The organism is Sporolactobacillus sp. PKPK-6, assembly GCF_056678885.1.
Window position 1 is genome coordinate 438,459 of record NZ_JBWXPA010000001.1, and the last position, 14,686, is coordinate 453,144.

General features: G+C 41.1%; 14 protein-coding genes. All 14 read right to left on the reverse strand.

What is annotated here, in order from left to right:
* Position 1: 1 nt before the first annotated feature.
* Positions 2–1,390: a flagellar hook-length control protein FliK gene (locus AC1MBV_RS02135; protein ID WP_480947451.1), complete on the reverse strand. Its 1,389-nt coding sequence runs from the start codon at positions 1,388–1,390 to the stop codon at positions 2–4.
* Positions 1,391–1,421: 31 nt separating this feature from the next.
* Positions 1,422–2,042, reverse strand: coding sequence for a MotE family protein (locus tag AC1MBV_RS02140; protein WP_255746258.1), 621 nt, complete (start codon positions 2,040–2,042; stop codon positions 1,422–1,424).
* Between the two features lie 14 nt (positions 2,043–2,056).
* Positions 2,057–2,494, reverse strand: a complete 438-nt coding sequence (gene fliJ, locus AC1MBV_RS02145) for a flagellar export protein FliJ (RefSeq protein WP_480947452.1) — start codon at positions 2,492–2,494, stop codon at positions 2,057–2,059.
* The gene (gene fliI / locus AC1MBV_RS02150; protein ID WP_255746256.1) at positions 2,484–3,812 is read right to left on the reverse strand and encodes a flagellar protein export ATPase FliI; all 1,329 of its coding nucleotides are present in this window, start codon (positions 3,810–3,812) and stop codon (positions 2,484–2,486) included. The genes fliJ and fliI overlap by 11 nt, the downstream gene beginning before the upstream one ends.
* A complete protein-coding gene (fliH, locus tag AC1MBV_RS02155; protein WP_255746254.1) occupies positions 3,812–4,570 on the reverse strand; it encodes a flagellar assembly protein FliH in 759 nt (252 codons plus the stop codon). The genes fliI and fliH overlap by 1 nt, the downstream gene beginning before the upstream one ends.
* The gene (gene fliG, locus AC1MBV_RS02160) at positions 4,563–5,579 is read right to left on the reverse strand and encodes a flagellar motor switch protein FliG (RefSeq protein WP_255746252.1); all 1,017 of its coding nucleotides are present in this window, start codon (positions 5,577–5,579) and stop codon (positions 4,563–4,565) included. The genes fliH and fliG overlap by 8 nt, the downstream gene beginning before the upstream one ends.
* A gap of 16 nt (positions 5,580–5,595) precedes the next feature.
* Positions 5,596–7,188: a flagellar basal-body MS-ring/collar protein FliF gene (gene fliF / locus AC1MBV_RS02165; RefSeq protein ID WP_480947454.1), complete on the reverse strand. Its 1,593-nt coding sequence runs from the start codon at positions 7,186–7,188 to the stop codon at positions 5,596–5,598.
* A gap of 51 nt (positions 7,189–7,239) precedes the next feature.
* The gene (gene fliE / locus AC1MBV_RS02170) at positions 7,240–7,542 is read right to left on the reverse strand and encodes a flagellar hook-basal body complex protein FliE (protein WP_255746248.1); all 303 of its coding nucleotides are present in this window, start codon (positions 7,540–7,542) and stop codon (positions 7,240–7,242) included.
* A 10-nt stretch (positions 7,543–7,552) separates the two neighbouring features.
* Positions 7,553–7,999, reverse strand: a complete 447-nt coding sequence (flgC, locus tag AC1MBV_RS02175) for a flagellar basal body rod protein FlgC (RefSeq protein WP_255746246.1) — start codon at positions 7,997–7,999, stop codon at positions 7,553–7,555.
* A 4-nt stretch (positions 8,000–8,003) separates the two neighbouring features.
* Positions 8,004–8,381: a flagellar basal body rod protein FlgB gene (gene flgB, locus AC1MBV_RS02180; RefSeq protein ID WP_255746244.1), complete on the reverse strand. Its 378-nt coding sequence runs from the start codon at positions 8,379–8,381 to the stop codon at positions 8,004–8,006.
* A gap of 366 nt (positions 8,382–8,747) precedes the next feature.
* Positions 8,748–9,524, reverse strand: a complete 777-nt coding sequence (gene codY, locus AC1MBV_RS02185) for a GTP-sensing pleiotropic transcriptional regulator CodY (RefSeq protein ID WP_255746242.1) — start codon at positions 9,522–9,524, stop codon at positions 8,748–8,750.
* A gap of 465 nt (positions 9,525–9,989) precedes the next feature.
* Positions 9,990–11,297: an FADH(2)-oxidizing methylenetetrahydrofolate--tRNA-(uracil(54)-C(5))-methyltransferase TrmFO gene (gene trmFO, locus AC1MBV_RS02190; protein ID WP_255746240.1), complete on the reverse strand. Its 1,308-nt coding sequence runs from the start codon at positions 11,295–11,297 to the stop codon at positions 9,990–9,992.
* A 33-nt stretch (positions 11,298–11,330) separates the two neighbouring features.
* Positions 11,331–13,415, reverse strand: a complete 2,085-nt coding sequence (topA, locus tag AC1MBV_RS02195) for a type I DNA topoisomerase (RefSeq protein ID WP_255746239.1) — start codon at positions 13,413–13,415, stop codon at positions 11,331–11,333.
* A 234-nt stretch (positions 13,416–13,649) separates the two neighbouring features.
* The gene (gene dprA, locus AC1MBV_RS02200; protein ID WP_255746237.1) at positions 13,650–14,525 is read right to left on the reverse strand and encodes a DNA-processing protein DprA; all 876 of its coding nucleotides are present in this window, start codon (positions 14,523–14,525) and stop codon (positions 13,650–13,652) included.
* Positions 14,526–14,686 lie beyond the last annotated feature (161 nt).

Sequence of the window (14,686 nt, forward strand, 5' to 3'; positions counted from 1 at the left end):
TTCAAATCCCTCCTCCCATCATGTAATCAAGAAATAAATGATCATTCTGATCCGCTTCCATGTCTGTATGATTTCTTTGTTTATGCTGTTCCTGATTTTCCCCTTGAGAATCATCATGTTGCTGGGATGAGTCATGTTGCTGCCCTTGGTTTGAGGCATTCTCAGCGGAAGTTTGATAGAGCTGCCGATTTACATCAATTTGTGCCAAATTGATTCCTCGACCGGCACAATCATGCTTCAGCTGTCCCAGACCGCTCTCAAGCAGTTCTTTCGTTTTCTGCGTTTCAGCAGTTAATTGCGCTGTCAGGCCCTGCTCACCACGACTGACAGAAATAACCAGTTTACCAAGATGTTCAGGATACAAAGTGACTGTATAGGACTGCATGCCATTTTTTTCGAGCTTGAACGATGATTTTCCGAGCCATTCACTGAGATGATCCGCGACTTGATCATGAACAGATTTTTCGTTTTCCACACTTTTTCCTGACTGGAAAGCAGTCCACAGCTCTAACTTGCTCATTTGTCCTGAAGCAGCGCGATGGTGTTCTAATCGGCTTTGATTTCTTGAATGATCCGCTTGTCCTTGTTCATCATTTGCATTGACTTTTTTCAATGAGATTTGATTATTTTCATTGGAAGATTCTTTTTTTTGACTGTTCAATGACCCGTGTTGACTACCGTTCAAAATCTTTCCATCTTTCACATGATCTTTTAACTGACTGTTTTGTTGCTGTGAATGCTGTTTTGTTGCAATTAAAGTAGCTGTTTCAACATTCTGTTGATGGTTGCCTTGCATGCTGTGTTGCTGTTTATCTGTAACAAAGGAATGATTCACAATTTGTTGTTCAGCATTTGCATGGTTCTGATCACTTTTGCTTAACTGAGCATCACCGATAGAGTTTGTCTTTACCTGCTGTTGTTTTAGATCTGCAGACTCGGGTATTAATAATCCATTGCTCTTTATGCTTAAATGATGAGTCGGATCCGACGGATGAGTCGAACTCGTTACATGTACTCCTTGAAGGTCATCATTCTTGTGAATGGAGCCAAATTTTTTAGTCACATTTTCCTTAGCTAACCCATGCACAGCTGTTTTCTGCTCCAAACTTTTTTTCTTAGCAGGTACAGATTTCAATAATAAGTTATCTTTTTGCGTATTTTTTGCTGCTGAAGCTGTTTCAGATGATTGAGATTTATCTTTTTCAAGCTGCGCACGTGAAGAATCAGATTGAGCCGCCTTACCACTGATTTCAGCAATCCCGGCTTGCTGAAAAAGATGCATGATTGAAAGAAAGGAATGCTCCGCGTTTTTAGAATTTTTTTTCTTTCTTTTTACGGTAGACAATGCCTCTGATTTTTCAGCTTTGATATCGATCACATTCGCATTCATAGTTTCACCTCCTTTCAAAGAGTTCTAATTTTTATGGTGTCGTACTTGTAGTCGCTGCTGCCGACGATGAAGAATCTGTACTGGTTGTGTTTGCTTTTAATAACGGTGTCAGTGCAGCGGCTTTTGTTACGTCCATATTTTCAAGTATCGCAGCCTTCGTTTTGTCATCAAGGAGATTAATATATTCAGCGGCTTGTTTGACCGACAGCTTATTAAAAATAGCCGCTGCTTTTGCCGGATCCATGGACTTGTACGTCTGAGCATACACTGCCTGACGCGCTAAGGACGCCTGACTTTTTGTTTGTTTATTTGTTGCATTTGCCTCGCTTTGCGCCTGTTTTAATTGATTTTTCAGCTCTGCAATTTGATCCGTCAATTTATTTTTGTCACTTTGCAATTTCTTAATGGTTGATCGCTGAGCAGTATTATCCGTTTTTAACTGTGCAGTTTGTGAAGCGTCCGCAGATGTCGTTTGCTGAACGGCATTGTTGTTATTACGAAAAATCAAATTTTTGGCTTCATCGACTGGATTAAGGCCGGATAATTTTAAGAATAAGGCCGCAAGCAGCAATAAAAAAATGATAGGAACTAGAATTGCTGAAACTACTTTTATTAATTTCAGTCCAAAACTCGTATGTTTCGTTTCTTCCATTCTTCAGTACCTCCTCACCGACTTACCGTACGTTGACTTGCAATTTCATCCATCTGTTTCATTTCTGCCTTTTGCATCAACCGCCGATAAATCATTTGCTGCTTTTCCTTCATCTTTTCATATTTTTTTACTTCCATTGCTTTCTCCTGTAATCTTGTTTGAAAGTCTTCTAATCTGACTTTTGCTCTTATGTATCGTTTATTTGTAACATCAATAAGGGAATCCATCGTGTTAACATCCGTTATTCCTATCTTCATCTGATCGATTGTAATCGCCTGACTCATTTGCTTCTGAAGATCCGTTTGTGCTTTTTCCTTAAGGTCCATTAACTCAATTAATTTTCGAGCTAGACGTTCGAAATCGTCAAACAGTCGTTTATATTGAGCTTCAAGATTTTGCTTTTCACTCTCTGCCAGCTTCATCACACGTTCAAAGCGATACTCAAATGCCATTGGTGCTCATCTCCTGCCCGAAATCATGAAACAATTGGTTGACTGAATCTTTGAGCGTCACACGAACCTTCTCTGATTGACGTAAATAGTCCAGCACCTTCTGATGAAAGTGAATGGCTTCATCAATCGCTGAAGAACTGCCCTGCTTATATGCTCCAATATTAATAAGGTCTTCTGATTCAGTATACTGAGAAAGCAGCGTTCGAAATTTTTGTGCTGCCTGCAAATGTTCTTGTGAACAGATCTCGTTCATGACACGGCTGACACTTTTTAATAGATTGACAGCCGGATATTGCCCCTTTTGTGCGAGCGCACGATCGAGTACAATATGCCCGTCCAAAATACCGCGTGCTGTATCAGAGATAGGTTCATCAAGATCGTCCCCATCAACTAAGACCGTATAGAATGCAGTAATTGTTCCATTTGCATTGGTACCTGCCCGTTCTAATAATTTTGGAAGCAAAGCAAACACCGATGGCGGATATCCTTTTGTCGTAGGCGGTTCACCGATTGCAAGACCGATTTCACGCTGGCTCATGGCAACACGAGTCAGGGAATCCATCATGAGCAGAACGTCTTTCCCTTTTGCACGAAAATATTCGGCAATTGCCGTTGCGACAAAGGCACCTTTGATTCTCATTAATGCAGGTTGATCACTGGTCGCAACAATGACAATGGAATGCTTCATACCCTCCGGTCCAAGATCCTTTTCAAGAAATTCTCGCACCTCTCTTCCCCGTTCACCAATCAAAGCAATAACATTCAAGTCAGCTGATGTGTTTCTGGCAATCATCCCCATCAACGTGCTTTTCCCAACACCGCTCCCGGCGAAAATGCCAACGCGCTGCCCTTTCCCAACCGTAAGCAAACCATTGATTGATCGAATACCCAATTCGATCGGTGTCGTAATACGTGGCCGCGTCATTGGGTCAGGCGGTTCTTGATTCGTCGGTACACTATCAACCGGTTTTGAGAATGTCATGCCAGAGACCGGTCGTCCCAAGCTGTCGCAAACCTGTCCGAGGAGTTCTTCATTCACTTTTACTTCAAGAGGTTTGTCCGTTGCTTCTACCAAACAGCCAGGTGCGATCTGAGCGACCGATGTATACGGCATCAATAAAATGTTTTCATCTTTGAATCCAACAACCTCTGCCATTATTTTTCTTCGACCTGACTGAATATGTATTAAACAAACATCACCAACTGATGCTGAGGGCCCTTTGGATTCAATCAGCAGCCCAACAACCCGATTGATTTTCCCATATCGCCGATAGCTGTCAATGGTTGCGAGCTCGTCAATCAGATGGTCTACATTCATCAGCCTTTCTCCTCCATCAATTCAGCAAGTTTTTCTTTAATAACCTGAAGCTGACTATCAACACTGGCATCAATTTTTCCGAAAGAGGTTTCAATCGTGCATGCATCATCTGAAAAGTCGCTGTCAGCATAGACGTACACTTTTGCATCTTGCACGATCTTATCGAATTCCCATCTATTTTGATTGAGATGATCAAAATGTTTCGGGGAAACGGTTATTTTTATTGTTTCTTGCTCTCGGACTTCTCGAACCGCTTTAGCAACTAGAGCAAACCATTTGTCTTCATCAAGAGCCACTGAAGTACCGATTATTTTTTCAGCAACAGCAATTGACAATTTCAAAATTTCAGGTTGAGCTTCTTTTATGGATTCATTAAAAAAATTTTTTGCTTGATCAACAAATTGGTTGCCCTGATCTACAAGTGAAGCGAATTGTTCTTTTGCCGCTTTTGTTCCATTGCTGAACCCGACTGCGTAGCCTTCTTTCAGTTTCTGCTCATACGCTTCTGCTTGGCTGCGCTTTGCTGATTCTTCATCCTGAGCAATCTGCTGTCTAATTTTATCTGCCTTTGATTCTGCCTCTTTAATCAAACGATTGGCTTCTCGCTTTGTCTCATCAATCTTTTCACTCAGTGTTTTTTCAATTGCGTCTTGATCCATTTCGGCATTTAATGAATCTAAGTGAGGATCGATGACAGCAGAAATATGAACGACTTTTGCTTTTCCCTCAGAGCGAGCCTGTTTGATCAAATTAGACAATCACGTCATCCCCCTTGCCACGAGCGATCACAATCTCTCCAGCATCTTCAAGCTTACGAATTGTGTTGACAATTTTGGTTTGCGCTTCTTCAACATCATGCAGTCTAACTGGGCCCATATATTCCATTTCTTCTTTGAAGCTGGCAGCCATTCGTTCAGACATATTTTTAAACAGCAAATCTTTAACTTCGTCGCTGGCTGTTCGCATCGCAAGAATCAAATCCTCATTCTCACTTTCGCGAATGACACGCTGAATGGCACGATCATCTAACACAACAATATCTTCAAAGACGAACATACGCTTTTTAATTTCTTCTGCCAGATCCGGATCATGAGTCTCCAATTTTTCCAATATATTGCGTTCAGTTGTCCGATCAACTCCGTTTAAAACACTGACAATCGAGGAAATTCCTCCTGTCTGAGTATAATCTTCATTTACTGACGAGTTAGAGATCTTCTTCTCGAGAATCCGCTCAACTTGTGTAATCGTCTCCGGCGATGTACGATCCATTTGCGCAATTCTCCGAGCAACATTTGCTTGCTGTTCAACAGACAAGGCAGATAAAACTGCGCCTGCCTGGTCAGGATCTAAATAAGAAAGAACAAGCGCAATAGTTTGCGGATGTTCGTTTTGGATAAAATTTAATATTTGCTGCGGATCACTTTTACGCATAAAGTCAAAGGGTTTGACTTGCAGTGTCGAGGTCAGTCTTTGAATGACCTTGTTTGCCTCATCAGAACCAAGTGCCTTCTCTAAAATTTGTTTTGCGTAACCGATGCCGCCTTGAGATATGTATTCTTGTGCAAGAGCGGTCTGGAAAAATTCGTCGATCACTTGTGCTTTGGTGTCTGCATCTATTTTTCGTGCATTAGAAATTTCTAATGTCATATCTTCAATTTCTTGTTCCGTGAACTGCTTAAAAATAGTGGCAGAGACATCCGTTCCCAGCGCAATCATCAGAATAGCCGCTTTTTGTTTTCCGGTTAATTTTGTTTTTCGTTCAGGCATAACGGCCAACTCTCCTTTATTTGTCCTCAGCCATCCAGCTTCTAAGCAGTTTGACAAATTGATCTGGTTTCTGTCTTGCCATCTTTTCAAGCTCGTTGTACTTCTTCTTTTCCGGATTTTCCTTGTTCAACATAGCTTCATAATCTTCCTGTTGAGGTATATCCTGTACAACAGTCTGATCAACAGCTGCATCCTCAGTCATTCTTCTCCGGCGCAATACGAGCCAAAGGATAAGACCGACAACTAACGCCAGAACAATTCCTCCGATGACATAGAACCAATTTAATCCACTGTTTTGTGTTTGTGTTGCAGCTTTTCCATTAAACCGGCCAACAGTGACCGATGTCTTTTGAGTGATTTGATTATTAGATAGTTCCTGACCCTGCGAATCTGAGACAGACGTTTTTATAATCGAATTAAGGATGGAGCGGACATCATTAATCCTCTGAGCTGACAAAGAATTATTGTTGCCGGCTGTCGGAGGCTCGATCATAACCTGAATACCGAGATCCGTAACCTTATAAGGACTATTGACCACGTCACGATGTATTTTATTAAATACATTATTTACTCGATCTTCGACTTTCTGATAGCTTCCATTCCCGCTCTCACCATTTTGATACGTCGGCACATCATTCGTACCTGTTCCTGCTTGCCCTTCAGCGCCTTGACCGGTATAGGTCTCCGTAATGTGTTCCGTACTGGTCTGAAGGCCTTCCATTGTCTGTTGGTTTACAGGCTCAACAAGATCCTGTTTTTCCTTCGACTGGGTAAAATCAACGTTGGCAGTAACATTTACCATCACTTTGCCTTCGCCCATCATCATCGTCAACATCTGTGTCACTCGTCGCTGTACATTGCTTTCAACATCGCGAATGATTGACTGCTGTTGATCGTAGGTGGATGTAACCGATCCGCTGGATGTATTATTTTTTAGATCATAATAGTTAAAATATTGATCCATTATGACGATATTATCAGTAGGCAGGTTAGGAACACTCTTCGAAACCAGATGGTACAACCCATTTACCTGATCCGAACTTAGCTGACTCCCTGTTGCAAGGTTCAATACTATTGATGCTGATGCCTTGCTCTCATTGTTCTGGTCACTTACCCAAACATCATTCTGCGGCAGCGTAATCATTACCTTTGCGGATTTAACACCTTTTGTATTCGAAATTAAATTAGCTAATTCCGTTTGCATCGCAGCGCGCTGAACAACGTCAAATTGCTTATCTGTCATTCCAAAGCCCGCATTCTGACTAAAGAACGAGTAGTCGATCTGTCCCGTTTTAGGAAGACCTTCTGAAGCGAGATCAACCTTGAGCTGATCGACCTGATCCTTCGGAACACTGATCGTCGTTCCACCGTCCGAAAGCTTGTAAGGAATCTTCTTACTATCAAGAGTATCCGTAATTTGACCTGCTTCGCTCTCTGAAAGATCGCTGTACAATGGTGTGTAATGTTTTATATTAGTCAAAAGCAACAGTACAATAATCGCAAATATGATTGCTGAAGTGCCGCCAATGATCCAAATCTTGTTTTTTCTCGGCAATTCGATCCAAAAATTTCTTAATCGATGAATCCATGCCGACAATCGTTCTTTCATGTCTTCTTCCTCCGTTCATCTTCGCGCCGGATGCTTGAATACCAGTATCAATCAAACCTGCATTCTCATGATTTCTTGGTATGCTTCGATCACTCGATCGCGAACCTGTACGGTTGTCTTAAGCATGACATCAGCCTTCTGCATGGCAATCATTACATTATGTAAATCAACATCGGTACTTCCATTCGCCAAATCGGTAACCATTTGATTGGCAGACTGCTGCGACGCGTTCACTGAGCCGAGCGCATTTTCAAGCGCTCCTGCAAATCCTTGCTGGGCTTGAGCAGCTGTCTGCTTCCCGGACGATGCTGCAGTATCCGCTGTTGAATTGATACTGATAGGTGTAATGTTCACTGTCTAAAACCTACCTTCCTATATCTAACGCATGCGTAAGCATGTTTTTATTCGCATTCATCACTGTAACTCCGGCTTCATAAGAACGATTAGCATCCATTAAGTCGACCATTTCTTTAAGTGGATCAACATTGGGTTCTTGTACATAGCCGTTTTGATCAGCATCAGGATTTTCCGGATCATATTTAACTGGGTAAGCAGTAGGATCTTCGCTGACCGACGAAACTTCAACACCACCCGCCGAACTTCCAAGAGAAGATTGCAGCATAGAGTTGAAGGTATTGGATCCTATCGTTTTTAAGTTCACTACTTTCCTCGTATAAGGCTGCCACTTTCCATCGACATAGCGTCCACGTGTTGTATCCTGATTAGCAATATTTGCAGAAACAACATCCATACGAAACCGCTGTGCTGTAAGACCTGAGGCAGAAATATCAAGGCCGCTGAACATTCCCATATTTTCAAGAGCCTCCTAATACAATATTAAATTTTTTAAATTGGTCGCTGGCAGCTTGGCTAAGCGTCTGATAAAGCAATTGATTTTGAGCCAATTCAGACATCTCATGATCAAGATCAACATTATTACCATTATTTTGAACTGATCCATAATTGTCAGTCACCGTTCTGTATCCTGAGTCTTCGGAGGATGAGAAATCGATCTGCGACTCATCGGTGCGATTTGCTTTTAGCTTAGTCTGCAATACATCGTTAAAAGTAACTTTTTGTGCTTTGTAATTAGGCGTATCAACATTAGCGATATTTTGTGCAATTGCATTCTGCTCCGCCATTGATCCGTTCAATGCCCGTTCAATTGCGTTTAGTGGAGTGACTGAAAACATCGTTCAATATCCTCCTTATTTCAATATAGCCTAGATCAGTTAGAGTACCTATGTCTATTTTATCAACTTTTTGACCATTGTCTACGTGAATGTATACGATTCGACTTTATTCAACCTTTATTTCAGGATCGATAATAGTCATATAGTCTTATATATTTCACTATTATATTTCATGTTTATTAATAAACACTTAATGTAAGCGTAATTATTATTCTTTTGCAATCAAAAAACAGGCCATGAGCACTATATTGTATTCATGACGACTACATGTGAAAAAAATGTCACAAAAAAGGACTTATGGTCACAAAGTCCAGTGGCCATAAGTCCCATTGCTTTACCTAATAATTCATTTCAAATCTTGAAAACTTATTCTCCCTTGATGCGATTTAACTCATAAAGAAATTTATCGTTAAGTACTTTAATGTAAGTACCTTTCATTCCGAGAGAACGTGATTCAATAACTCCTGCACTTTCCAATTTTCTCAGCGCATTGACAATAACCGAACGTGTGATACCGACGCGATCAGCAATTTTGCTGGCAACCAGCAATCCTTCTTTGCCGTCCAATTCTTCAAAAATATGTTCAATAGCTTCAAGTTCACTATAAGACAACGAGCCAATTGCCATTTGAACAATAGCTTTTTCACGAGCTTCTTCTTCTACTTCATCTGTTTTTTCTCTCAAAATTTCCATACCGACAACCGTTGCCCCGTATTCTGCAAGTATCAGATCTTCATCTGTGAACGTTTCGTTAAGTCGAGAAAGGATCAAGGTGCCGAGTCTTTCTCCTCCACCCACAATCGGCACAACCGTTGTCAATCCACTTTCAAACAGATCTTTGTTTTCATCAGGGAACACACTAAATTCACTGTTGACATCCAAGTTCGGGGATGTTTGTGCTACCATAAAAAGATTTTGTGTATATGTGTCTGGAAGCTGCCTGCTTTCAAACATCTTTTGCATGCGTTCATTCTCAAATTCAAGTTTCAATGAAAGTCCGAGTATTTTACCACGACGACTTACCACAAATGTATTTGTTTGAATGACGTCACGTAGTGTTTGTGCCATTTCATTAAAATCGACCTGTGTTTTTGTTCCTTGAAGCAGTTGATTAATTTTTCTTGTTTTTTCTAATAGAGTCATCATTATTCCTCCTAGGTAACGTAGATTCTGGTTTATTAATAAACTGGTTGAGATTATGGCTTGTACAATGATCAGAGATTCTATTGTTCACAATTTCGGCAAGACATAGTATAAAAAAGCAGTCGATTGCTTCGAACGGGCACCATAAAACAATTTTCCCAAAATTGTATGTAACCTTCTCGTACCAATGTTATCTAATATTGCTTGGACACTTAAAAAGTCGTGTCAGTCATTTACAGTTTCGTCAGAATATTAAATCTTTATACACATTCATAAAATAAAGCCGCAATACGATTGACCAGCATCGTATTGAGCCTTCTCAATGTTTATCGGTAAAACAATAATGATGTGCTTAACTATTTGTAAATCAAACATCAGAACGATTGTTTTCATTCATTGTTTCATGAATGCTGACAATTCCTGCCTATTCATGTTAGCACAAGGCTTTTGAATTAGCAATAATATTTACAATTTTATAATAACATTCCGGATTGATTCCAAAGCTCTTGACGCATAATGTTCCGCTCGTTGCTTTTTGTCTTTAACTCGTTCAGCAAGTGGCGGTAGAAGACCAAAATTGGCGTTCATCGGTTGAAAATTTTTTGCGTTTGTACTTGTAATATAATGAGCCATACTACCGATTACTGTTTCATCTGGGAATATAACCGGTTCCTTTCCTAAATAAAGCTTAGCTGCATTTATTCCGGCGATCAACCCCGATGCAGCAGACTCAACATACCCCTCAACACCGGTCATCTGCCCAGCAAAAAACAGATCATGTCTCGCTTTTGTTTGATAAGTAGGCTCAAGCAGCAATGGTGAATTCAAAAAGGTATTGCGATGCATCACTCCATAACGAATGATCTCCGCATGTTCCAATCCAGGAATCATTTGGAATACTCTTTTCTGCTCTCCCCATTTTAAATGGGTTTGGAAGCCTACAATATTGAAAAGCGAACCCGCTGTATTGTCTTGGCGAAGCTGCACCACAGCATACGGTCTTTTTCCGGTGCGCGGATCTTCAAGTCCAACCGGTTTTAATGGCCCGAACAATAGTGTCTTTGCACCTTGGCGCGCCATTATTTCAATCGGCATACAGCCGCTAAAATATTTTTCTTTTTCAAATTCCTTCAGTGGAGCAGTCTCTGCCGTCGTCAATGCATGAAAAAAGGCATCAAATTCATCCTTCTCCATCGGACAATTCAAGTAAGCGGCATCGCCTTTGTCATATCGAGACTTCAAATATACTTTTTCACGGTCAATCGTTTCTTCCGAAATGATTGGAGCAGCTGCATCATAGAAATAAAAATACTCTTCACCCGTTAACTGTTTAAGGCTTGCTGACAATTTATCGGATGTCAGCGGGCCGGTTGCAATAATCGTGAGTCCCTCAGGAATTGTCGCGGCCTCTTCTCCCACAACAGTAACATTTGGCATTTCTTTAAGCGTCTTTGTTATAATTCCTGAAAAATCGTGTCGATCAACTGCAAGCGCACCTCCTGCAGGAACGGATGCAGTATCCGCAGCTTTCATGACTAATGAATCCAGATGACGCATCTCTTCCTTCAAAATTCCAACGGCATTAGTCAAGCTGTTGGAACGAAGCGAGTTGGTGCACACCAGTTCTGCAAATTGGTCTGTATGATGCGCAGCCGTTTGTTTTTTTGGGCGCATCTCATACAAATTTACTTCTATCCCGCGTTTAGCAATTTGCCAGGCTGCCTCGCTACCAGCAAGTCCTGCCCCAATGACATTTATCGCCTGTCTCGCCATTACTTTTCCTCATTTCTTTCATTCAATAACGTTTTATTGTGTCACTTCTTTATAATCGCATTTCGGACATTCAACTGTTTTGCCGTTCTTTGATTTCTTCTCTACAAGATAAGAATTGCACTTCGGACATTGACGTTGAATAGGCTTATCCCAAGATACAAAGTCACACTCAGGATATCGATCACAGCCATAGAAAACACGACGTTTCTTGCTACGCCGCTCAACGACCTCTCCTTTACCGCATTTTGGACATGGTACGCCAGTCTTTTTTAAGATTGGCTTTGTGTTGCGGCATTCAGGAAAATTGGAGCAAGCCAGAAATTTGCCGAATCTTCCCATCTTATACACCATTTCATGACCGCATTTTTCACATTTTATACCTGCTGGTTCATCCTTAATTGATACAGATTCCATTTCCTTTTCCGCTGTAGACAGTCGCTTCGAAAAATCCTGATAGAAATGATCGATTAAAGTGATCCAATTTCTCTTTCCTTCTTCAACTTCATCCAAATCAGTTTCCATTTGTGCAGTAAAGTCAATATTAATTATTTCCGGAAAGAATTCAACAATCAGTTTCAGAACCACTTCACCGAGTTCGGTTGGTATGAAACGTTTCGCATCCATGGTGACATAGTTGCGTCGTTGAATTGTATCAATTGTCGGCGCATAGGTTGAAGGACGCCCGATGCCGATTTCCTCCATCGATTTCACAAGTGTTGCTTCAGTGTACCGTGGCGGCGGCTGCGTAAAGTGCTGCTTCGGATCCGTTTGATCTTGAATTGCGGTCATTCCATTCTCAAGATCGGGCAGATAATTTTCTTTCGACCCCGCATCTGCCTTCTTTTGATCGTCGCTTCCTTCAATATAAACTTTCATAAAACCTTGAAACTTAATTTTTGAACCAGATGCGCGAAATACAACTGAATTCTGCTCCAGATCTGCACGCACCGTGTCGAGTACTGCCGGAGCCATTTGGCTCGCGACAAATCGTTCCCAAATAAGTTTATAGAGTTTATATTGATCACGGCTCAAATAGTCTTTAATTTCTTTAGGTTGCCGCAATACAGATGTCGGTCGAACACCTTCATGGGCATCTTGTGTTGTTTCTGATTTTTTTGCCTTTTGCGGATGGTTATTGTAATAATTTTCGCCATAATTTTCAACAATAAAGTCCTTAGCTTCTGCTCGGGCAACATCCGAAATTCGTGTTGAGTCCGTTCTCATATAAGTAATTAATCCAGTACTTCCGTGCTTACCCAGTGCTATTCCTTCATAAAGCTGCTGCGCAATCATCATTGTTTTTCTTGCCCTGAAATTCAGTTTTCGTGCAGCTTCCTGTTGCAGTGAGGACGTAATAAACGGAACGACAGGATATCTCAGACGCTCTTTCTTTTGTACATTTTTTACGTCAAAACGATCACTGCTGAGTTTTTCAAGTACTGCCTTAACATCTGCCTCATTCTTAAGCGCTTGCTTTTTTCCGCCAACTCCATAAAATGCAGCTTCAAAGCTTGCATCATCAACGTGAAATTTACTGCTGATTGTCCAATATTCCTCAGGAGTGAACGCTTTTATTTCTTTTTCACGTTCAATAATCATCCGAAGTGCAACTGACTGAACCCTGCCGGCACTTAATCCCTTTTTAACTTTTTTCCATAAGAGCGGACTAATGTTGTAACCGACAAGCCGATCAAGAACACGTCTTGCTTGTTGTGCATCGACTAAATCCATATTGATTTTTCTTGGCGTCTTGAACGCTTCTTTTATCGCTGGTTTCGTAATTTCATTAAATACGACTCGACAAGCCGAGTGATCATCGATATCAAGGCTATGGGCCAAATGCCAGGCAATTGCCTCCCCTTCACGATCGGGGTCAGCTGCGAGATATACTTTTTTTGCCTTTTTGGCCGCGCTCTTTAATTCTTTCAAAACGGGACCTTTTCCTCGAATTGTAATATAACGAGGTTTAAATTCATCTTCAACATCAATACCCATCTGACTTTTAGGCAGATCACGAACATGCCCCATTGATGCTTTAACTTCAAATTTAGGACCAAGATAACGTTTTATTGTTTTTGCTTTAGCGGGAGATTCCACAATGACCAAATAATCATTCATGTTGTTTTCTCCCCCTTTCTGTGAATATTCAAATCTTCACTAATCTTAATGATTGATTAGAGCTTTGTCAAACTTAATCAATATAATGTCCGAAAAATGATTTGCTTTTTTGGGGTGTTTCCTCTCATAAAAACGAATTATTTTTTTGTCTGTGTATAAAATTCGCATTCATTAATGCGTTTTTCTAGATGTGAATGCCGTGCTTGTATCCACATCAAGTCATAAGTACGTTCATTATTGAACCAAATTTAATTCCTGAACAATGTCCTGCCAATCACACACCAGTTTCGCGCCTTGTTGTATGAGACGATTTGTCCCGCTGCTTGTACCCTTTAAAATTGAGCCGGGGATTGCGAACACCTCACGTCCTTGTTCTAACGCCTGATCCGCAGTGATCAATGATCCGCTTCTTTCCTTCGCTTCAACAACCAGCGTTCCCAAAGTCATACCGCTGATGATTCGATTTCGTTCTGGAAAACGCCATCGTTCAGGCAGAGCTGAAGGCGGATATTCACTTATAACCAACTGTGCTTGGCACAATTGCTGATACAGTCCATGATGTTGATGGGGATAGGGGCACTGCAATCCGGATCCTAGGACGGCAATCGTTCGTCCGCCCAATGCAAGCCGGTGGGCCATGCCGTCGATACCCATTGCCATGCCGCTGACGATCGTCCAACCATGCTGATTCAAAGGCTCAATAATTTGTTTCGTAATCCTGCCAGCTTCACTGCTCGGATGTCTCGTGCCCACAACACTTAACAATTTCTTTTCATTCAAAAGTGAGAGGTTGCCCTTTCCGTAGATTAAGTAAGGAAGATCGTACACATTTTTTAGTAAACGGGGATAATGCGGATGATAAAAAGGGATCGGCGTGATCTGTTCATCTTGATATAACTCTACTAGGTTCCTTGGGTTTATCGCATGGCGATCCTCAATAAAAAGCCTTGCCTTAGCTGAGGAGAGCCGAAACAATGATTGCAGCTCGTTCAGAGAATAAGCGTGTATCCTATTCAGATCCGGATCTATCCGAATCATTTGCCATACCGTTCTTCTTCCAATGCCTCGGCAATGATTGAGCAGTACTAATTTAAGTGTGAGAGGATCCATCGGCGCACCTTCTTCAGCATATTTAATTGAGTAGTTAGGATAGGATAAGCATCTTAGGTAATGGAATAAAAGATAAAAGAAGGGAGGTTACATTTCTAGCCATCATGTTCGTTTAAAACGAGTGAGGTATGAGTGTTTCACAAATAAATGATAATAATGAT

Coding starts and splice junctions, on each gene's coding strand:
- AC1MBV_RS02135 (WP_480947451.1), bottom strand. CDS start 1,390: ATGAATGCGAATGTGATCGATATCAAAGCTGAAAAATCAGAGGCATTG.
- AC1MBV_RS02140 (WP_255746258.1), bottom strand. CDS start 2,042: ATGGAAGAAACGAAACATACGAGTTTTGGACTGAAATTAATAAAAGTA.
- fliJ (WP_480947452.1), bottom strand. CDS start 2,494: ATGGCATTTGAGTATCGCTTTGAACGTGTGATGAAGCTGGCAGAGAGT.
- fliI (WP_255746256.1), bottom strand. CDS start 3,812: ATGAATGTAGACCATCTGATTGACGAGCTCGCAACCATTGACAGCTAT.
- fliG (WP_255746252.1), bottom strand. CDS start 5,579: ATGCCTGAACGAAAAACAAAATTAACCGGAAAACAAAAAGCGGCTATT.
- fliF (WP_480947454.1), bottom strand. CDS start 7,188: ATGAAAGAACGATTGTCGGCATGGATTCATCGATTAAGAAATTTTTGG.
- flgC (WP_255746246.1), bottom strand. CDS start 7,999: ATGGGAATGTTCAGCGGCCTTGATATTTCTGCCTCAGGTCTTACAGCA.
- flgB (WP_255746244.1), bottom strand. CDS start 8,381: ATGTTTTCAGTCACTCCACTAAACGCAATTGAACGGGCATTGAACGGA.
- codY (WP_255746242.1), bottom strand. CDS start 9,524: ATGACTCTATTAGAAAAAACAAGAAAAATTAATCAACTGCTTCAAGGA.
- trmFO (WP_255746240.1), bottom strand. CDS start 11,297: ATGGCGAGACAGGCGATAAATGTCATTGGGGCAGGACTTGCTGGTAGC.
- topA (WP_255746239.1), bottom strand. CDS start 13,415: ATGAATGATTATTTGGTCATTGTGGAATCTCCCGCTAAAGCAAAAACA.
- dprA (WP_255746237.1), bottom strand. CDS start 14,525: ATGGATCCTCTCACACTTAAATTAGTACTGCTCAATCATTGCCGAGGC.